Consider the following 19,440-nt stretch of genomic DNA (forward strand, 5'->3'; position numbering starts at 1 on the left):
GGGCCTGTCTGAAAGGATCTGTAGATGAGTGAAATTCATGAGCGTTGTGAGCGGCTGTCTGGTGCTGATGTTGTTGCTGAGTTGAAGGCCAGCGGAGCTCTGGATGGGTTGTTCGCTCGGATCGATGCCGGTGAGATTGAGTTGACTGGTGATGGCGGGATGATCCCGGTGTTGATTCGTGAGGCTTTGGAACGTGGCCTGCAGGCGGAGATGACTTCGCATTTGGGCTACGAGGCCGGGGACCGGGCGGGTAAGGCGGTCACAGGCAAGCCGGTGAACGCCCGGAATGGTTCGTATACCAAGACCGTGGCCAGTCAGGTCGGAGATATCGATATCAGTGTGCCCAGGGATCGGGCGGATTCGTTCGATCCGGTCCTGGTGCCGAAGGACTCCAGGAAGCTGGGCGGGCTTGATGAGATGATCGTCAGCTTGTATGCCGGTGGGATGACGATCCGGGATATCCAGCATCACCTGGCGTCGACGATCGGCACTGAGCTGTCTCATGAGACGATCGCGAACATCACTGATGCGGTGCTGGATGCGGTCATGGAGTGGCAGAACCGGGCCTTGGAGGAGTTCTATCCGGTCATCTACCTTGATGCGATCCGGGTGAAAGTCCGCGACAACGGTCAGGTGCGGCCGAAGGCTGCCCACATCGCTGTCGGTGTCGATATGGACGGTGTCAAGCATGTGCTGGGCATCTGGGTCCAAAACACTGAAGGCGCCTCGTTCTGGGCGCACGTGTGCGCCGAGCTTGCCAATCGTGGGGTCAAGGACGTGCTCATCGTCTGCTGTGACGGGCTGACCGGCCTGCCAGAAGCGATCGAGGCGACCTGGCCGGACTCGATGGTCCAGACCTGCGTGGTGCACCTGATCAGGGCAGCGAACCGATTCGTCGCCTACCGGGACCGTAAAGCCGTGTCCAAGGCGCTCAAAGCGATCTACACCGCCGCCAACGAAGACACTGCCCAGACAGCGTTAGACGAGTTCGCAGCCTCTGAACTGGGGCAGAAATACCCCTCAGCGGTCGCGACCTGGACCAACGCCTGGGACCGGTTCACTCCGTTCCTAGCGTTCCCGCCAGCCCTTAGACGGGTGATCTACACGACGAATGCGATCGAGTCGCTGAACTATCAGCTGCGCAAGATCACGAAGAACCGGTCCCAGTTCCCCACCGATGAGGCCGTCGTGAAACTGTTCTGGCTAGCGATCTGCAACATCGAGGACAAACGAGCCCGTGAACGCGCCAAAGAACGCGGCAAACCCGCCCACCAGCGCAAAGCCGCCGGACGGCTCATCGAGGGCCAGCAGACCACGAACTGGAAACAAGCCCTGGCCCAGCTCGCTGTGGCCTTCCCCGACCGCATGGAACCCTACCTGTGAAAACCGTCCCATACACACTCAAGTTGACAAGCCCCATGGTGTCGCTAGCCCCGTCAAACACCGGCGACCCGACCAGATGCCGGCCCATTGGCTGCTACATCGCAGCCAACCACCTTGCCCGTCGCTACCGGGAGGACCGATGACCAAGAAAAACATGACCCCAGACGAAGAACACGCCTACTACGCCAACCCAGACAACCAGACACCCCAAGGGCCACCAGTTCGCCGTCGCGCCAAGCTCAGCGAACCAGTACCCGTATGCCTTCCAGAAGACACCCTCACCGAGGTCCGCAACCGCGCCGCCGACGACCGATCCGTCTCCAACTGGATCCGCCGAGCCATCGAGCACGAACTCACACGCCAAGCCAGCGAGATCCAGTGAGCGAGGCTCGTAACCTCACTCGATCATACCCCGGTGAGAGGAGATAACGGTGAAGAGGATGAGCATGCAACCTGTACATCCCGTTACATTGACGACTGGGGGCACACGATCATGCCTAAGAACCGGACCGGCCTACCTTTCATCCTGCCGGATTCCAGGTGTACTTATAAGCTAACGGGGCGATGTACGGCCTCTGGCACTTTCCGAGATAGCGTTTGTACTCAAAGTCGGACCCCGCAACGTGCCGGCGGCGCGGCGAGACTGAAAAACGATAGCGACGTCGTCGATTGGCCAAGACCGGAGTGACGAGTAATCTACCGGTCGGAGTGACCACGTATCGATAGCCACGTATTGATCGTGCGCGGTCGACATCGGTGGGAAGGGCCCCCGCCGTGGCATGTCGGTCAGGCTAGGAAATAAGCCGCAGAATGCACATTCACGACTCAGGATCATAGCTATCGTAGCGTCGCACCGTTGCCTCTAATACTGGCTCTCAATAAGCCTTGTTGACAGCCTCCACACGGGGTTTCTAATGTGTAATTTATGTCACAGTCACGTGCGGTGTTGACGATTCTCGTCCCCTCCGACCGGGAACATCCCAGCCCGGTCCCTGCCGGTCTGGAAAGGATCGAAGACCGAGCCGAGGTTCGGTTGTCCACTGCCGAGCAACTGCCCGAAAAACTCCCCGGAGCCCACGGACTACTGTTGTGGGATTTCTTCTCCGATGCGCTCCAAAATGCCTGGCATACCACCGAGCACCTGCAATGGATCCATGTCGCCGCGGCCGGTGTGGACACGCTCCTCTTTGACGAACTACGTGACTCCGAAGTGACCGTCACCAACGCCCAAGGCATCTTTGACCGGCCTATTGCCGAATGGGTGCTCGGCGCGATTCTCGCTGAGGCCAAGGACTTTGCCGACAATTACCGGCTGAAAACCACCAAGTCGTGGAAGCATCGGGAAACCACACGGGTCGCAGGCGCCAAGGCCCTGGTGATCGGCACCGGCGCGATCGGACGAGAGATCGCCCGAATGCTACGCGTGGCCGGACTGAACGTCACCGGTGCGGGCCGACGCGCTCGCGACCGCGATGAGGACTTCGGCGAGGTCGTGCTTTCAGAAGATCTCACCCAGCACGTCGAGGAGTTCGACGTGATGATCAATGCGGCACCACTGACCCCTGCCACCACCGGGCTCATCGATGCCGAGGTGCTCGCCGCGGTCAAACCGGGGGCTCATGTGATCAATATCGGTCGCGGGCCCAGTGTGGATGAACCGGCACTCATCACAGCACTGCGTGACGGTCCCTTAGGTTTTGCCTCACTGGATGTGTTCACTGAAGAACCCCTCCCACAGACCTCAGAACTGTGGGAGTTGGACAACGTGATGATCTCATCGCATATGTCCGGGGATGTCACAGGCTGGCGCGAGGCACTGGCCGAACAGTTCCTCGACAACGCCGAACGCTGGTTGGCCGATCAGCCGTTACACAATGTCGTGGATAAGACCGCCGGCTACGTACCGGGTGTGGGCTAGCAACCGGTGGGGCGATGTGACAGGAGCAGGCATGACCGATCTCGCCGAACTCAGCGCCAGCGAGTTAGTGCAAGGGTACGCCCAACAAGACTTCACCCCGGTGGAGGTCACCGAAGCCGTACTGGATCGGATCGACCAGTACAACGGGGATCTGAATGCCTTCGTGCTTGTTAACCGGCCTGTGGCCCTGTCGATGGCCGCAGACTCTACCCGACGGTGGAAAAACGGGGAGCCCCTGGGCCCCGGTGATGGTGTGCCCACCTCAATCAAAGATCTGCTCCTGACCAAGGGTTGGCCCACGCTGCGCGGTAGCCGGCTCATCCCCGAAGACGGGCCCTGGCCCGATGATGCGCCCGCCGTGGCACGGTTGCGCGAAGCCGGTGCGGTCTTTATCGGAAAGGTCACCACCCCCGAGTTTGCTTGGAAGGCCCTCACCGACTGCCTTCGCCACGGCGTGACCACCAACCCGTGGGATCTCTCCCGACACGCGGGAGGATCCTCCGGTGGGGGAGCCGCAGCGGTGGCCTCCGGGATGGGGCCCTGGTCGGTGGGCACCGACGGTGGGGGCTCGGTGCGTATTCCGGCCTCTTTCACCGGCACAGTCGCCCTGAAACCGACCTACGGCACGGTGCCCCTCTACCCCTCCTCACCCTTTGGAACCTTGGCCCACGGTGGGCCACTGACCCGCACCGTCACAGATGCCGCGATCATGATGGACATCATCTCCGGTTTCGACTCCCGCGACTGGTCGGCCCTTCCGACCCCCATCGGCTCATTCACCGAAGGACTCGACGACGGGGTTCAGGGCTTGCGGATCGCTTACTCTCCGACCCTCGGCTTCGGCCACAACGACCCCGAGGTGCAACGCCTGGTCGAGGACGCGGTGCACTTGCTCGAAGACCACGGAGCTCACATCGAGCAGGTGGATCCCCCGATCAGTGATCCGATTGAGCCGTTTCAGCTGTTGTGGTTCACCGGAGCCGCCAAAGTGCTTCAAGCCTACGGCCCCAACGCCCTGGAGGCTATCGATCCTGGGCTGCGTCAGGGAATCGAAAAATATCACCACGCCTCTGCACTGGACTACCTCAGCGCCCAAGCCGTGCGGATGGATCTGGGCATGACCATGGGTGCTTTTCACGAGACCTACGACCTGTTGGTGACACCGACCATGCCGATCACCGCCTTCGACTGCACCTCTCAGATGCCGGTCAACTGGGAGGGCGAATTCTGGACCTCGTGGACCCCCTATACCTACCCCTTTAACATGACCCAGCAACCGGCAGCCTCTATTCCCTGCGGTGTGTCACCGGCCGATGGGCTCCCGGTGGGGTTACAGATCATCGCGGCCCGCACCCAAGACCGGCTGGTGCTACGCGCTGCCCGAGCCTACGAACAGGCCACAGGTGAGCAATTCGTACGGCCGATCCGGCCTCACGCGGCCTAAAACCCGCGTCGAAGCGCGTTATGCAACGACATGTTACTGCCCAAACGGCGAGAACTGGCAGGGGCTGACATGATCGAAGAGACCGTGGAGCGTTTGTGTAAGCTGGTGCCCAGCAGCGCGCATGCGAAGCCTCGCGCCTGGCGATGAACTGACCGGGCACCGCTGCGAACACTCTTGTACACAGCCGTGTGCTCCTAGTGTGTGTTCACAGATGGCGAGGGCGCTCTAGGGGCAGTGACCTATGAAAGGACAGGAGCCCGGGCTTCGCGTCCAGCGCTTGGCCTCGGGCGAGTGCATTATGCGTCTGATCTCTTCTTCACACCTACTGATTCACCGCGAGGCTCCGGGTGCTGTGGTGGTGTTGCCACGATGACAGCGATAACTTTCACCCTGAATCACACTCGCTTTGACGAGAACTACCAGCCACTGGACGGTACCCGGCTGACCACCAACTTCGCCAATCTGGCCCGTGGCGAGAACCGTGAGCAGAACCTGCGCACTGCCCTGCGTATGATCGATGATCGGTTCAACGAGTTGATCACCCAGGGCAATGCCAGTGGCCAGCGCTACCGAGTCCAGCTCGATATCGTCTCGGTGGCCATCGATCTGCCGTCCCAGGACGCTGAGGAGTCCTCTTTCCCGGTGATCGAAATGCTACAGACCACCGTGATCGACACCCAGACGCGGCAACGCATCCCTGGGGTGGTGGGGAATAACTTCTCCTCTTACGTGCGTGACTACGACTTCAGCATCCTGGCCCGCGAGTACGCCGAACGCGATGAGCCGTTACCTCAGGACTTCGGGGTACTCCACGGCAATATTTTCAAGGGCTTCGTACAGTCCATGGCCTATCAGCAACAGTTCAGCAAGCTACCGGTGATCTGCATTAGTGCCTCGACCAAGAAGACCTATCACCGCACCGAGCACCAACACCCGGTGCTAGGAGTGGAGTACCGGCAGAATGAGTTCTCGCGCACCGATGAGTACTTCGCCAAGATGGGGATGGCAGTCCGCTACTTCATGCCACCGAAGAGTGTTGCCCCGCTGGCGTTCTACCACTTCGGTGATCTGGAAGCCGACTACACCGATCTGGAACTAGCCTCCACGATCGCGACCATGGAGACCTTCCAGCGGATTTATCGACCCGAGATCTACAACGCTCATACCCCGGCTGGCGAGGTGTATCAGCCCAGCCTGGAACACACTGACTTCTCGCCAACCCAGGTGGCCTATGACCGGGAGGAACGCTCCCGGCTCGGTGTGGAACAGGGCCATTTTGCCCTGGAGAAGCTCATCACCCCGCACCGGGAGACCTTGGAACAGTGGTCGTCGCAGTACGCGGACCACCACCCGCACGCACAGGGAGCCACACGATGACGAAACTTCTACCCACCACCTCCGCCGGAAGTCTGCCCAAACCCTCCTGGCTGGCCGAACCAGAAAAACTCTGGTCGCCCTGGCAACTGGCAGACGAGGCACTGGCCGAAGGCAAACGCGACGCTCTCTTGCTGGCCCTGGCCGAGCAACGCGGTGCTGGCATCGATATCGTCAGCGACGGCGAACAGACCCGCCAGCACTTCGTGACCACCTTCATTGAGAACCTCAACGGTGTGGATTTTGAAAACCGCAAGGTGGTCCACATTCGGGAGCGCTATGACGCCTCGGTGCCGGTCGTTGTCGATGAGGTCACACGCAAAGGACCGGTGTTCGTCCAGGACGCCCGGGAGCTACGGGCTCACACCGAGACAACGATCAAATGGGCGCTGCCCGGCCCGATGACCATGGTCGATACGTTGTATGACGACTACTACGGTAGCCGGGAGAAGCTGGCCTGGAAATTTGCCGAGATCCTGAATGAAGAAGCCAAAGAACTCGCCGAAGCCGGAGTGGATATTATCCAGTTCGATGAGCCGGCCTTCAACGTGTTCTTTGACGACGTCAAGGCCTGGGGCGTGCAGGCGCTGGAGCGGGCTGCCCAAGGGCTGAGCTGTCAGACCGCCGTGCATGTCTGTTATGGCTACGGGATTGAGGCCAATACCGAGTGGAAGAAGACACTCGGCGAGGAATGGCGTCAGTATGAGGAGATCTTCCCCCAGATCCAGCAGTCCAGCATTGATATTGTCTCGCTGGAAGCTCACAACTCGCACGTGCCGATCGAGCTCATTGAGCTGGTGGGTGGCAAGAAGCTGATGGTGGGGGCGATCGATGTGGCCAGCCACACCGTGGAGACCCCCGAAGAGGTCGCTGACACGTTGCGCCAGGCCCTGAAGCACGTGGATGCCGAAAACCTCTGGGCCTCCACCAACTGCGGGATGGCCCCGTTGCCACGGGATGTGGCCCGAGCCAAGCTCCGTGCCTTGAGCGCTGGGGCCGCGATCCTGCGAGAAGAACTGAGCTCCTAACCCCATACCGGCAACGCTGTGCACGCGGTGGTCCGGGGTGTAACAACCTCGGCCACCGCGTGTGATGGGCCTGAACTTCGGTAGGATGTGGGTGACCTCACGGGCGCTCTGAGCACAGAGCTGAGATCGGACCGAGGCTGTCCGAGCACCGTTTGAACCTGTCCGGGTCATGCCGGCGAAGGAAGAAGGAGTTCTTGCATGACGCATACCTCACCCCTGAACTATTCCACCCACAGCGCTGACTACCTCGTTGATGAAGAGCACGGGATTAAGGTCCCGGTCACCCGCATCCGCCAGGATGATTCTCCCAACGGTGAGCGCAATGAACCGTTCACGGTCTATCGCACCACCGGGCCCGGCTCGGATCCGGTCCGGGGTTTGTCCGGGTTGCGCGAGCAATGGATCTCTGCCCGCGACGATGTGGCGACCTACCAGGCCCGCGGCCGGAAGCTGGAAGATGACGGCGCCAAGGCGCTACGTCGTGGGGCGGCCAGCCAAGAGTGGCAGGGCGCCCAACGGGCCCCGTTGCGGGCCAGGCCCGGGCGTCGGGTGACCCAGATGCACTACGCCCGCAACGGGCAGATCACCCCGGAAATGCGGTTCGTGGCCCTGCGTGAGGGCGTGGATGTCGAGCTGGTGCGTTCCGAGGTGGCCGCCGGTCGGGCGATTATCCCTAATAACGTCAACCACCCCGAATCCGAGCCGATGATTATCGGTAAAGCCTTCAGCGTGAAGGTCAACGCCAATATTGGAAATTCCGCGGTGACCTCCTCGATCGCTGAAGAGGTCTCCAAAATGCAGTGGGCCACCCAGTGGGGTGCTGATACCGTGATGGATTTGTCCACCGGCGATGACATTCACACCACCCGTGAGTGGATTATCCGCAACTCGCCGGTGCCGATCGGTACCGTGCCGATCTACCAGGCGCTGGAGAAAGTCAATGGTGATCACCAGGCGCTGACCTGGGAGATCTTCCGCGACACGGTGATCGAACAGTGCGAACAAGGTGTGGACTACATGACGATCCACGCCGGTGTGTTGTTGCGCTACGTGCCGTTGACCGCCGAGCGGGTGACCGGGATTGTCTCCCGCGGTGGCTCGATTATGGCCGGCTGGTGCCTGGGCCATCATCAGGAGAGCTTTTTGTACGAGAACTTTGATGAGCTGTGCGAGATCTTCGCCCAGTACGATGTGGCCTTCTCACTTGGTGACGGGCTGCGCCCGGGCTCGTTGGCCGATGCCAACGATGATGCGCAGTTCGCCGAGTTGGAGACCCTGGCCGAGCTGACCCAGCGGGCCTGGGAATACGACGTGCAGGTCATGGTCGAAGGCCCCGGCCACATTCCGTTGCATTTGGTGCGCGAGAATGTCGAGAAACAACAGGAACTCTGCCACGGTGCCCCGTTCTACACGCTCGGGCCGCTGGTGACCGATATTGCCCCGGGCTATGACCACATCACCAGCGCCATCGGCGCCACTGAGATTGCCCGGTACGGGACCGCGATGCTGTGCTACGTGACCCCGAAGGAACACCTGGGGCTACCGAACCGCGATGACGTGAAAACCGGGGTGATCACCTATAAGATCGCCGCCCACGCCGCGGATGTGGCCAAGGGCCACCCCGGGGCGCGGGACCGGGATGATGCGCTGTCGAAGGCACGATTTGAGTTCCGGTGGCGGGACCAGTTCGGGCTGTCGTTGGATCCGCAGACCGCCGAGGAGTTCCACGACGAGACCCTGCCGGCCGAACCGGCTAAGACCGCGCATTTCTGCTCGATGTGCGGGCCGAAATTCTGCTCGATGCGGATCTCGCAAGATATTCGGGATGAGTTCGGCAATGTCGATGAACAAGCCCGGATCGTGCAACAGGGCATGGCGGCCAAGGCGCGGGAGTTTCGGGAAGCCGGGGGCACCGTCTACCTTCCGGACCCGGCGTTCCCGGCCCGCTAGGAGGACCCCGTTACGTAGTCTGCCCGGCACTGGCGCGTGGGAGCGTGACGGTCACGATCAGTCCACCACCCGGGCGGGCCGTGAGCTCCAGCTCACCGTGGGAGCGTTCCACGATGGCGGCCACAATCGCCAGACCGAGCCCACGGCTGGCGCCACCGGCGCGGCCCCGGGCCGTGTGGAAGGGCTCGGTCAAATGGGCAAGGACCTCAGGGGCAATCATCTCACCGGCACCCTCCACCCGCAGTTGCACATCACCGGTCTCATCAGTGGCGACCGGGGGCTTAGCGGGGGCCAGGGTTGCGGTGCGCACCGTGAGCACACCGTTATCCCGATTATGCCGGATCGCGTTTTCCACCAGATTCTGCATCAGTTGCACGAGCAATCGCTCGTCGGCGTCGGCCACCGCCGGACCCAACTCGGTGGTGACCTGTAGCCCGCGCTCGTCGGCGGCGACGGTGTACTGGTCGAGCACCGTCTCGGCGACCTCGGCAAGATCCACCGGGCCGGTCTGAATTCCGCCGGCTTCGGCCTCGGCCAAATCCAGTAGGGACTCCACGGTGCTACTACTGCGCGCATTGAGTTCGGCCAATCGCTCGAGTACTTGGCGATCCACGGCACCGGGGGTTGCCCGGGCCACATCCAGGATGGTTTTGGAGGCAGCCAGCGGGGTGCGTAGCTCGTGGGAGGCATTGGCGGCAAACCGGCGTTGGGCGGTGTTATAGCGCTGAATATTCTCCAGCATCGCATCGAAGGTCTGGGCCAGATCGACGATCTCATCGCGGGGCCCTCTCAGTCCGATCCGGTGGTCCAACCGGCCACTGGCAGCGATCTGGGCGGCCTCGTTGATCTGGGCCAGCGGACGCAACATCCGCCCGGCCAGCCACCAGGCGACCAGCGAACTGAGTACAGCCAAGATCAGCAGCACAATAACCGAGACGGTGATCAGCAACGTGATGAGATCTTCGCGGCTTTGAACCTCGACAGAGAAACTGCCGCCGGGGCCCTCGGCGCCATCAGCCACCTCTGATCCCTCGGTCCCGGCCGGTGGGTGGGTGCTATCGGGGACGATGAGCACCGAACCATCCTCGCCGGTAGCACCGACGCGTCCGAAGGAATAGTCCGGCCCCAGCCCCAGGTAGGTCACCAGCACCGTCAACAGCACCGCCCCGCAGATGATGACCAGCACCGCGTAAGAAAAGGCCAGGCGGGTACGAGCGCTGAACCGGTGGGCCGGGCGCAACCGTTGGGGCGGCTGCTCAGTCATGATCGGCCCGCGGGCTGGTCGTGGGGGCCGGCTCGGGGTCGGCATCCACCGTGTAGCCCACCCCGGAGATGGTACGGATCACCCAGGGCTCGCCGAGCTTGCGGCGCAGGGAGCTGATGGTGACCTTCACCGACTGGGTGAACGGGTTGGCGTTTTCATCCCAGGCTTCGGCCAACAGCTGTTCGGCGCTGATCACCCGGCCAGGCTCGCGCATCAGCGTTTCTAACACCGCAAATTCCTTGGGGCTGAGCCGAATGTTGCGCCCCGATCGGGTGACCTCGTGCCGGAAAGGGTCCAGCCTCACCCCGCCGGCACGGTATTGGGCCGGGCGCGGGGTGAAGCGACGACGCCCCAAGGCCCGGACTCGGGCCACCAGCTCGTCGAATTCAAAGGGCTTGGTCAGATAGTCGTCGGCGCCTAAGGACAGTCCGTCGACTTTCTCCTCGACTCTGCCGGCGGCGGTGACCATCAGGATCGCCGGCCGATCCACCTCGGCATCCAGGCGCTGGCAGACCTCGTCGCCGTGTACCCCGGGGATATCCCGATCCAACAGCATCACGTCGTAGTCGATAGTGGCCACCAAGTGTAACGCCTGGTGGCCATCGGTGGCGATATCGGCCGAGATGGACGACAACGCGAGTCCGTCTCGGATCGCTTCGGCCAGATACGGCTGGTCTTCAACGATCAATACCCGCATGAACGGCTCCCGGTAGTTGTTGTGGTGGTGTGGTGGCGGAGATCATGTGCTCAGTGCCGCGGTCGGGGAGGTGTTCGCTGCGCGCATGGCCGGCAAGACCCCGGCGATCGCCCCGACCAGGATGGTCACGGTGATCCCCAATAGTGGAATCAGCGGCGGGAGCGTGGGCATCCACCCGTTGACCAGGGAGACGACCAGGGTACACAGCCCGCCTAACACGATGCCGGCGACGCCACCGTAGCTCGCCAGTAGCACCGATTCAACCATAAACTGGCGCCGAATGTGGACGCGGGTAGCACCCAGTGCCCGGCGCAAGCCGATCTCGCGACGGCGCTCCATGACGGTGATGACCATGATATTGGCCACCCCGATCCCGCCGACCAACAGCGCGATCGAGCCCACACCCACCAGCAGTCCGGTAAAGGCGGTATCGATGGCGTTTTGGGCCGCCAGTGTGTCGGAGGGGCGACTGACGCTGACCTCATTGGGCCGTTGCGGGTTGATGGTCGAGGGGATCAGATCCCGGACGGCAGTCACCGCCTCGTCGGTAGAGCGTTCAAACAGTGTGGTCGGTGAGCCGGAGAACTCCAGCTGCTGGTGGGCCTGCTCGGCGCCGACGAGCACCGAGGTGTTCAACTCCGCAGCCAGGGGTGAGGGGTTGAGGATTCCCAGCACCGTGTAGGTGATTCCGTTGAGACTCACCGTTGCACCTGGGGTGGCGATGCCGAGGCGTTGGGCGGCGGTGGCCCCCAGCACGGTGGTGGGGTACTGGCCGGTGGCCCGATTGAACCAGGTGCCGTTACGCAACGAGGTGGAGGTGACCTCCAAGAGTTCCTCATCGGCGGCGGCCACGGTGAGCCCATTGGTTTGGCCCGGATCGATGTGGGAGTTGCGGTAGGCGTGCACACCGGTCAGTTCGGCCAACCAACTGACCTGTTCGACCCCGTCGACCCGACGGAGCCGAGCCGCGGAATCGGCCGGTAGCACGGTCTGTTCTCCGGAGAAAGACTCGCCCGGGGTCACGGTGAGCATATTGGTGCCCAGGGCGGCCAGGCGTTCTTGCACCTTGGCCTGGCTCGACAGCGAGATCCCGATCACCGCGATCATCGCAGCGATCCCAATGGCGATCCCCAGGGCCGACAGGGTGGCCCGAGCTGGATGGGCGCGCACCCCGTTCCAGCCCAGACGCAACAGGTCGGTCAGGCGCAGCCGGGAGGCATGGATGGTGGTCGGTGCGCTCACGTCATCTCACTTTCAGCTGTGATCGGTGCGTGCGTGCCGGTATCGGATTCCACCGCGCCATCGCGGATCGCGATCTGGCGGGGGAACCGGGCGGCCACGTCGCGGTCGTGGGTAATCACCAGCACCGTGGTGCCGGATTCGTTGAGTTGTTCCAGGATGTCCATCACCTGCGCGCCGGAGCGGGAGTCTAAGGCCCCGGTCGGCTCATCGGCCAGCAATAAAGGGGGGTTGCCGACCACTGCCCGGGCGATGGCCACGCGTTGACGTTGCCCGCCGGAGAGTTGTTTCGGGGTGTGGCCCGCTCGGTCAGCCAAGCCCACCCGGTCCAGGGCGTGATGGGCGCGTTCGCGCCGCTCGTCCAGCGGTAGCCCCCGGTACAGCAAACCGGTGGCAACATTATCGACAGCGGTCTGGGACTCATCGAGGTGGTACTGCTGGAAGACGAACCCGATCAGCGTGGCCCGCAAGGCGGACAGCTCGGCGTCACTGGCGGCCGAGGCGCGGTGCCCGGCGAGGATCACCTCGCCACTGGTGGCCCGATCGAGGGTGCCGATCAGATTCAGCAACGTGGTTTTGCCCGAACCACTCGGCCCAATGATCGCCACGCGCTCGCCGGGGTGCACGTCAAAACTCACCCCGTCTAACGCCACGGTGGGCGGGGACCCGTAGGTACGGCAGACCTGTTGCAGGGACAATAGGGTCTCGGCGGTACTCACTCGGCCACCGCCACCTTATCGCCGGCCGCAAGCTCACCGGAGGTGACCTCCACCATCTCATCGGCGAACTTTCCGACCTTGATCGGCACGCGCTGCACGGTGTCCCCGTCGACGACGTCAACGGCGTAGCCGCCACCGGATTGGGCCAGCAACGCGCGCACCGGAACGGTCAGCACGTCCTCGGCCACCGTGCGGGTCGCCACGACCGTGACGGGAACATTGGCATAGGAGGCGGCCACGGACGGGTCTTTTAACGCCACCCGGACCGGAATCGTCACGCTGGTCTTGCCGGAATCGTCCTCTTTTTCCACGGCGGGATCGACCTGTTCGACGACTCCCTCGGCTTCGTCACCGTTGGGTAGTCGCACGGTGACCTCTTGGCCGGTGGTCAGTAAGTCTTGCTGGGCGGTTTGCACCTCTGCGGTGGCAAATAGCCTGGTGTCGGTGACTTCCAGGACCCCGTCACTGGCGGGGCTACCGGCTTCGGACAGGCGTTTATTGACCCGCACATCGCTGGGCAGAAAGACCACGCGACCACGCTCGATCTGCTGAGTCTGGGGCAGGCCGAGATCCTTTTGCCACCGTCCAATCGCCGTAGCGGTGGCTGCATCGAAGCGTTGATCCGGTGTACCGGAGAAGTAGTCGAGATCCGCCAGGTTCTGCTCGAGTTGTTCCACATCGCGACCGTTGGGCATACCCAACTCAAAGGTGCGCCAGGCCGGCAACTTGCCGCGCATAGCTACCACCGGGCGGTCGTCGAGACGCATCAGCTCCTCGCCTGGTTTCACGGTGCTACCCGGTGAGGCCACCGAGGTCAGCGTGCCGGAGAGTTCGGTGCCCACCGTCTGGGCGGGACCATATCCCAGGGTGCCTTTGACCTCAACGCGTTCGTGCAGGTCGGTTTGTTCAGCATTGGCGGTCTCGACTTCAGCGGCTGCGGGAGCCGGAGCATCGTCGTGGACCGCATTGGCGACCACAAAGCCACCGGCTCCGGCTGCCAAGACGCCGGCGACGAGCACAGAGCCGATGACCGCCCGAGATTTCAGGGTACTCACTGGCCCACCTCTGCTCCGGGGATCAGGCCGGCTTCATTCGAGCACTGTTCGACATCGGCTGGATCGGCATCCGGCACGCCACTGACGACCGGCCCCTGGCCCGAGCTGAAGTCCGGATCCGGTACATCGTAGCCAGCTTCGCGCATACACCGGGAGAACTCCAGCATCATGGCTTCCAGCTCCGAGTTATCGGCGACATTGGCGTCCTGCGGTGGCGGACCGATCTTTTCCTCGCAACTCTGCAAGGCCGCGTCGAAAGCGGCCGGGTCTTCACTGCCGCCAAAGGAGCCGTCGGGGTTGACCGGAATCGCACCACCGTCGCCGAGCTCGATCCCCTCATCGTTCATGCACTGGGTGAAATCGTGTTGCCACTGTTCCACGCTCGAGGCGCTACCGGCATTGAGCTCCGTCTCGGCGCTCGCCTCGGAGTCGTTGTTCTGATCTTTGCCGTCACCGCAGGCACTCAACACCAGAGTTGCCGCACACACAGCGGCCGATACCTGGAGCACACCGGGCTTGATGAGTTGACGCATCTGATAACCTCCGTCGTTGGCGTCGGGGCCGACCGGCTGATTGTCCTCGCCGTCGGCGTCCTGAACAACAGGACATGTTCCAGTCTCGAAGATCGAAGGTTGTCAGAAGGTAAAGAGATGTTCTCGCGGTGTCACCAGTCCGTCCACGCACATCGCCCGCCGGCACACCGGGTGCCGACGGGCGATGAGCTACAGCAGAGTAGCGATTAGCTCTCGGAGGACCAATCGCGGGTAGCCAACTCGGATAGGCCGGTGGGTTCACCGTTGTCGTCGTAGAGGTAGAAACCCTTACCGTTCTCGACGCCGAGGTAGTCGTTGTCCAAGGCCCACTTCAGACGGCGTGCCATTTCTTGGGAGTCCTCGTCATCGGTCTTATTGGACTCGATGGCGTAGGAGACACCGAAGCCGACCACGTCGAATAGGCGGAACGGAGTGAAGCGGTCGCCTTCGGTGATGATCCGGGCCACCTTCTCGACGGTTGCCACGTCGGTGATGCCACGGGTCCACAGCTTGGCACCGTTTTCCAGCCAGGGCACGAACAGCGTGTTGATCACGTAGCCCGGGTGCTCCTTGTTGAGCTCGATCGGCACCATGCCGAACTCCTCAGCGGCCTCCACAGCGGTCTTGAAGACCTCCGGATCGGTCTGGCCGGTGGGCATGATCTCGACAATGTTCTGCTTGTGAATGTCATTGGCGAAGTGCATGGCCAGGTACTTCTCGGGGCGACCGGTCAGCTCGGCGAAGTCCGAGGGGCGGAAGGTCGAGGTGTTGGTGGCCACGATGGTCTTCTCGGGCAACAGCTCAGCGAGCTTGCCGTACAAGTCGTTCTTGATCTCGGTTTTCTCCGGAACGGCCTCAATGATCAGATCGGCGTCCTTGACGGCTTCTGCCAGATCAGCGGTCTGGGTAATGCGCTGGCGACCCTCGGTGATCTTCTCTTCGGGCTGATCGGTGAAGTACTGGCGGTACTTCTTCGCGATGTTCTCGAACCGGCCCTCAGCGGCCTTGAGTGCGTCGTCGTTGATGTCGTAGCTCACCACGTTCTTGCCGTTGTACGCGGCGAACATAGCGATCTGTGCGCCTAGGTTTCCGGCGCCCAACACGGTCAAATTCTGAACATCAGACATTATGTCTCCCATCTGCAGTTATGGAGCGGTTACATCGTATGGTCAACTCCGTTCCGTACAGTTGCGATGCTACGCCCCGCCCCGCGGGATGTGTAGGGGCTACTGGCGCCAGCACACCAGGCAACCGATCGCCCAGAGTGAACCGCGGGTTAAGGCGGTCGGGACAGTGTCAGCCAGCAGTCATAGTGCAGACTGCACAAACGCCGCTGCGAAGTTTGTCGTCACAGGCTATGTGAGCTAGCTCACAACCGGTTTAGAGTGAAGGCACACAGACACCATCGACGACGAGAGTCATCAGTAGCAGGAGGTTTCCCCGATGTCTACCTACTTCCCGTGGCTAGCCCCGTCCGAGCGAGCAGATCAGACCTGTTTGACCGATGCGAACCACTCACTGTCGTATCGAGAATTATCGGAGAGTTCTCGGGCGCTTGCCTCCCAGCTGGCCGACCACGGTATCGGCCACGGCGATGTGGTGGCCATCATGTTGCCCAATCGGGTTGAGCTGGTGGTCGCGATTTTTGCTGCCTGGCGTCTGGGCGCTGCCGCCACGCCGATCAACCCGGTGTTTACCGACCGGGAGGCCACGCATCAGCTCACCGACTCCGGGGCGAAGGTGATCGTCACCGCAGAACCGGATCGCTTCGCTGAGCTACTGGCCACCATCGATGTCAACGACGTGCTCGCTGAGAACAAGACGACCGAGAACCCCGCCGCCGACCACGAGCCCGATCCGGAAGCGGTTGCCCAAGATATTGCCTTGCTGATCTACACCAGTGGCTCCACCGGTCGGCCCAAGGGCGTGATGCTCGATCACGCGAATCTGCACGCCATGACCGGACAAATGATGGGGGCCTTTAATTTCACCGGCGACGAGCACTGTCTGCTGGTGCTGCCACTGTTTCACTCCAATGCGTTGCTGGTCAGTATCCTCACCCCGCTACGGGCCGGGACCCGGACCACCATTCTGGAGCGCTTCCACCCGGTGGAGTTCTTGGAAGCGATTGCAACATACCGCCCCACCTACTTCTCGTGTGTGCCCACCATCCTGGCTCATCTCACCGCCCTACCGGCCGAGGCCATCCCGGACACCAGCTCGCTACGCTTTGCCGTCTGCGGTGCGGCTCCGGCCTCGGCGGAACTGCTCCAGCGGGCCGAGGAGATGTTCGATATCGCCATTGTCGAAGGCTACGGGTTGACCGAAGGCACCTGTGCATCGGCCTCGAATCCCATTGAGGGGGTGCGTAAGCCCGGCACCGTGGGTATCGCGCTACCCGGCCAACAGATCCGGATTGTCGACCCCGAAGACAACGAGGTGCCCACCGGTGAAACCGGCGAAATCATCATTAGTGGTCCCACCGTGATGCGGGGCTATCTCGGCAAACCCGAGGCCACCGCCAAGACCGTGGTCGATGGCTGGTTGCACACCGGTGATGTTGGCAAGCTCGACGAGGACGGGTATCTCACCATTGTCGACCGCATCAAAGACATGATTATCCGTGGCGGAGAGAACATCTACCCCAAGGAGATCGAATCCGTGCTCTACGGCGTCGAGGGTGTGCTGGAAGCCGCGGTGATTAGTAAACCCGACCCCTCCCTGGGCGAAGTCCCCGTCGCTCGCGTTTCGCTGTACTCCGGCAGCACCCTCACACCCGAGGACTTGCTGGCCGAATGTCGCAAGCACCTGACCAAGATCAAGGTGCCCGTTGAACTGACGATCATTGACGAGATTCCCAAGAACCCCGTCGGCAAGATCGATAAGCCTCGTCTGCGCCAGGAGGCCTCGGCAGCCTCCTAGCGCCCCGCTCTGAGTTTTTTCGGCCCACGTTTCAAGGAGGAATCATGGGTATCCGCACTCCGGACCTGCCCCCGGCGGGTCCCGTACCACTGGATCAGATGCCTTTTCGGGACCGGATTAAGGTCCTGTCGCAACACTGGGGCGAGTACGGTTTCGGCGTCCCGAAATACATCCTGCTGTTCTACATCATCAAAATGGCCCTCTACATCGCCCTCGGTGTGGTCATCGTCGGGCTTACCACCCCGGCGCTGGGCGGTTTTGGCGCCTTCACCGAGTGGTGGACCGAACCGATTGTCTACCTGAAACTGATGGTCTGGACGATCCTGTTCGAGATCACCGGCCTGTCCTCGTCCTCAGGGCCATTGGCGTTCAAAATCAGCCCACCGATCGGTGGCATTCTCTACTACCTGCGCCCCGGCACGCTGCGCGTACCGCCGTGGCCGGATAAGGTACCCGGTACCTCCGGGGACCACCGCACGCTGTGGGACGTGGGTGTGTATATCGCGCTCTTAGCCAACCTAGTGTTCCTGCTGATGCACCCGGGTACCCGCACCGAGCTGGTCCCCGACGCCCAAGCCGGGCTGTTGCCAGCCTGGGCGATGCTGACCTATTTAGGCCTGCTGGGTTTGATGGGGTTGCGCGATAAGGTCGTGTTCCTCACCTCACGAGCCGAACAGTACCCGCCGATCTTGTTGGCTTTTGCGGTCCTGGCCAGCTTCACCGATATGATCATCGCCGCCAAGGTCGTGATCGTCGTGGTCTGGGTCGGGGCAGCGATTTCGAAGTTCGGACGTCACTTCACCCCGACGGTGGCAGCGATGATGGCTAATACGCCCTGGATCCCCACGCGGGCGGCCAAACGGGCGCTGTACCGAGACTTCCCGCGAGATATGCGGCCCTCACGGTTCACCACCATCATGGCTCACGGACTCGGGACCTTGGTGGAGGGTGTGGCACCGCTGGTCTTGTTGTTCTCCACCAACCGCACCCTGACCTTGATTGCGCTGGTGGCCATCATCGCCTTCCACGTGTTCATCATCTCGACCCTGCCGCTGGCGGTCCCGCTGGAGTGGAATATCTTCTTTATCTTTGCCGCCTACTTCCTGTTCTGGAACTACCCGGCCGAAGCCGGCTACGGGGTCTTCGACTTCAGCTCGCCATGGGTCGCTGTCGCAGTGATTGGCGGTATGGTGATCTGGCCCATTATCGGTAATCTCCGTCCGGACTGGATCTCCTTCTTGGTCTCCTACCGTCAATACGCCGGCAACTGGGCCTGCACCGTGTGGGCATTCCGCGACGAGGACGCCGAAAACAAACTGGAAACCCACATCACGAAGTCCAATCAGATGCACTCCACCCAGCTCAAGGCAGCCTTCGGTGAAGAGCTGGCTGGGATATTCACCGAGAAAGGCAATGCCTTCCGCGCCATGCACAGTATGGGACGGGCGTGCTACTCGATGCTGTACCGGCACACCAGCAATATCGACACCTACCGGTTACGGGAAGGGGAGACGATTTGTTCGCCGCTCATTGGCTGGCAGTTCGGTGACGGTCACCTCCACGATGAGCGGCTGATCAGTGCCGTGCAGAAACGGTGCAACTACGAACCGGGCGATCTGGTGGTGGTCTTCACCGAATCCGAACCCATCCACCGTAACCGGACCGAGTACCGGGTGATTGATGCGGCCTTGGGCGTGGTGGAGCGTGGCTGGTATTACACCCGGGACTCCTCCGAGACCCAGCCGTGGCTACCCGATGGCCCGATCCCGCACACCGTGACCTGGACCCGTCCGGGCTATCAGGCACCCGGTGATGCGATCTATGGCCGCCACGACAGTGACGCGGAGATCACGGGTGCCCCGCAGGTCAAGGTTGTACCCGTCACAGTTGATCGTGAGAAAATAACCGAATGAC

The 19,440-nt window shown here is 62.1% G+C and carries 16 protein-coding genes and 1 riboswitch; of the genes, 9 read left to right on the forward strand and 7 right to left on the reverse strand.

Translation table 11 applies throughout. From position 1 onward, the window contains the following. The first annotated feature begins 24 nt into the window (after positions 1-24). From DYI20_RS06300 to thiC, 7 genes are all read left to right on the forward strand, one after another. Positions 25-1,383, forward strand: a complete 1,359-nt coding sequence (locus DYI20_RS06300) for an IS256 family transposase (RefSeq protein ID WP_110099026.1) — start codon at positions 25-27, stop codon at positions 1,381-1,383. A gap of 139 nt (positions 1,384-1,522) precedes the next feature. Next, positions 1,523-1,765 carry a CopG family transcriptional regulator gene (locus DYI20_RS06305; protein WP_110099025.1) on the forward strand — a complete coding sequence of 81 codons (243 nt, stop codon included), beginning with the start codon at positions 1,523-1,525 and terminating at the stop codon, positions 1,763-1,765. A gap of 543 nt (positions 1,766-2,308) precedes the next feature. Beyond that, positions 2,309-3,301, forward strand: a complete 993-nt coding sequence (locus DYI20_RS06310; protein ID WP_122549117.1) for a D-2-hydroxyacid dehydrogenase — start codon at positions 2,309-2,311, stop codon at positions 3,299-3,301. A gap of 31 nt (positions 3,302-3,332) precedes the next feature. Beyond that, on the forward strand, positions 3,333-4,745 hold the full coding sequence (locus DYI20_RS06315) for an amidase (protein WP_122549118.1): 1,413 nt from the start codon (positions 3,333-3,335) through the stop codon (positions 4,743-4,745). Positions 4,746-5,114: 369 nt separating this feature from the next. Continuing rightward, entirely contained in the window at positions 5,115-6,122 is a 1,008-nt protein-coding gene (locus DYI20_RS06320) for a putative oxygenase MesX (RefSeq protein ID WP_122549119.1), read from the forward strand. Continuing rightward, entirely contained in the window at positions 6,119-7,147 is a 1,029-nt protein-coding gene (locus tag DYI20_RS06325; protein ID WP_122549120.1) for a methionine synthase, read from the forward strand. The genes DYI20_RS06320 and DYI20_RS06325 overlap by 4 nt, the downstream gene beginning before the upstream one ends. Positions 7,148-7,236: 89 nt before the next feature. Continuing rightward, positions 7,237-7,348: riboswitch (TPP riboswitch) on the forward strand. After that, positions 7,346-9,097, forward strand: coding sequence for a phosphomethylpyrimidine synthase ThiC (gene thiC, locus DYI20_RS06330; protein ID WP_122549121.1), 1,752 nt, complete (start codon positions 7,346-7,348; stop codon positions 9,095-9,097). Its footprint overlaps the riboswitch before it by 3 nt. Positions 9,098-9,107: 10 nt before the next feature. Here the strand turns inward: thiC and DYI20_RS06335 are convergent, their stop codons facing one another. From DYI20_RS06335 to DYI20_RS06365, 7 genes are all read right to left on the reverse strand, one after another. Beyond that, positions 9,108-10,361, reverse strand: a complete 1,254-nt coding sequence (locus tag DYI20_RS06335) for a sensor histidine kinase (RefSeq protein ID WP_166769946.1) — start codon at positions 10,359-10,361, stop codon at positions 9,108-9,110. Next, positions 10,354-11,058, reverse strand: coding sequence for a response regulator transcription factor (locus tag DYI20_RS06340; RefSeq protein WP_122549123.1), 705 nt, complete (start codon positions 11,056-11,058; stop codon positions 10,354-10,356). The genes DYI20_RS06335 and DYI20_RS06340 overlap by 8 nt, the downstream gene beginning before the upstream one ends. Before the next feature lie 42 nt (positions 11,059-11,100). Beyond that, positions 11,101-12,300 (reverse strand): ABC transporter permease, encoded by a 1,200-nt coding sequence (locus tag DYI20_RS06345; RefSeq protein WP_244924666.1) that lies wholly within the window; start codon positions 12,298-12,300, stop codon positions 11,101-11,103. Then, positions 12,297-13,016 (reverse strand): ABC transporter ATP-binding protein, encoded by a 720-nt coding sequence (locus DYI20_RS06350; RefSeq protein WP_122549124.1) that lies wholly within the window; start codon positions 13,014-13,016, stop codon positions 12,297-12,299. The genes DYI20_RS06345 and DYI20_RS06350 overlap by 4 nt, the downstream gene beginning before the upstream one ends. Further along, complete coding sequence (locus DYI20_RS06355; RefSeq protein WP_110100827.1) at positions 13,013-14,071, reverse strand: efflux RND transporter periplasmic adaptor subunit; 1,059 nt, start codon at positions 14,069-14,071, stop codon at positions 13,013-13,015. The genes DYI20_RS06350 and DYI20_RS06355 overlap by 4 nt, the downstream gene beginning before the upstream one ends. Further along, on the reverse strand, positions 14,068-14,604 hold the full coding sequence (locus DYI20_RS06360) for a hypothetical protein (RefSeq protein ID WP_122549125.1): 537 nt from the start codon (positions 14,602-14,604) through the stop codon (positions 14,068-14,070). The genes DYI20_RS06355 and DYI20_RS06360 overlap by 4 nt, the downstream gene beginning before the upstream one ends. Before the next feature lie 206 nt (positions 14,605-14,810). Further along, positions 14,811-15,731: a 3-hydroxyacyl-CoA dehydrogenase gene (locus DYI20_RS06365; protein WP_122549126.1), complete on the reverse strand. Its 921-nt coding sequence runs from the start codon at positions 15,729-15,731 to the stop codon at positions 14,811-14,813. A gap of 316 nt (positions 15,732-16,047) precedes the next feature. Here DYI20_RS06365 and DYI20_RS06370 point away from each other — a divergent pair, with 316 nt between their 5' ends. Further along, positions 16,048-17,526, forward strand: coding sequence for a class I adenylate-forming enzyme family protein (locus DYI20_RS06370; protein ID WP_122549127.1), 1,479 nt, complete (start codon positions 16,048-16,050; stop codon positions 17,524-17,526). Between the two features lie 44 nt (positions 17,527-17,570). Next, positions 17,571-19,439 carry a DUF3556 domain-containing protein gene (locus DYI20_RS06375; RefSeq protein WP_122549128.1) on the forward strand — a complete coding sequence of 623 codons (1,869 nt, stop codon included), beginning with the start codon at positions 17,571-17,573 and terminating at the stop codon, positions 19,437-19,439. Position 19,440: the final 1 nt, after the last annotated feature.

The organism is Auritidibacter ignavus (genome assembly GCF_003703835.1).
Lineage (GTDB): Bacteria > Actinomycetota > Actinomycetes > Actinomycetales > Micrococcaceae > Auritidibacter > Auritidibacter ignavus.

Bases quoted from the DNA above. Each gene is read 5' to 3' on its own strand.
- DYI20_RS06315 (WP_122549118.1), top strand. From the start codon at position 3,333: ATGACCGATCTCGCCGAACTCAGCGCCAGCGAGTTAGTGCAAGGGTAC.
- thiC (WP_122549121.1), top strand. From the start codon at position 7,346: ATGACGCATACCTCACCCCTGAACTATTCCACCCACAGCGCTGACTAC.
- DYI20_RS06370 (WP_122549127.1), top strand. From the start codon at position 16,048: ATGTCTACCTACTTCCCGTGGCTAGCCCCGTCCGAGCGAGCAGATCAG.
- DYI20_RS06360 (WP_122549125.1), bottom strand. From the start codon at position 14,604: ATGCGTCAACTCATCAAGCCCGGTGTGCTCCAGGTATCGGCCGCTGTG.
- DYI20_RS06325 (WP_122549120.1), top strand. From the start codon at position 6,119: ATGACGAAACTTCTACCCACCACCTCCGCCGGAAGTCTGCCCAAACCC.
- DYI20_RS06375 (WP_122549128.1), top strand. From the start codon at position 17,571: ATGGGTATCCGCACTCCGGACCTGCCCCCGGCGGGTCCCGTACCACTG.
- DYI20_RS06310 (WP_122549117.1), top strand. From the start codon at position 2,309: ATGTCACAGTCACGTGCGGTGTTGACGATTCTCGTCCCCTCCGACCGG.
- DYI20_RS06340 (WP_122549123.1), bottom strand. From the start codon at position 11,058: ATGCGGGTATTGATCGTTGAAGACCAGCCGTATCTGGCCGAAGCGATC.
- DYI20_RS06305 (WP_110099025.1), top strand. From the start codon at position 1,523: ATGACCAAGAAAAACATGACCCCAGACGAAGAACACGCCTACTACGCC.
- DYI20_RS06300 (WP_110099026.1), top strand. From the start codon at position 25: ATGAGTGAAATTCATGAGCGTTGTGAGCGGCTGTCTGGTGCTGATGTT.
- DYI20_RS06365 (WP_122549126.1), bottom strand. From the start codon at position 15,731: ATGTCTGATGTTCAGAATTTGACCGTGTTGGGCGCCGGAAACCTAGGC.
- DYI20_RS06320 (WP_122549119.1), top strand. From the start codon at position 5,115: ATGACAGCGATAACTTTCACCCTGAATCACACTCGCTTTGACGAGAAC.
- DYI20_RS06335 (WP_166769946.1), bottom strand. From the start codon at position 10,361: ATGACTGAGCAGCCGCCCCAACGGTTGCGCCCGGCCCACCGGTTCAGC.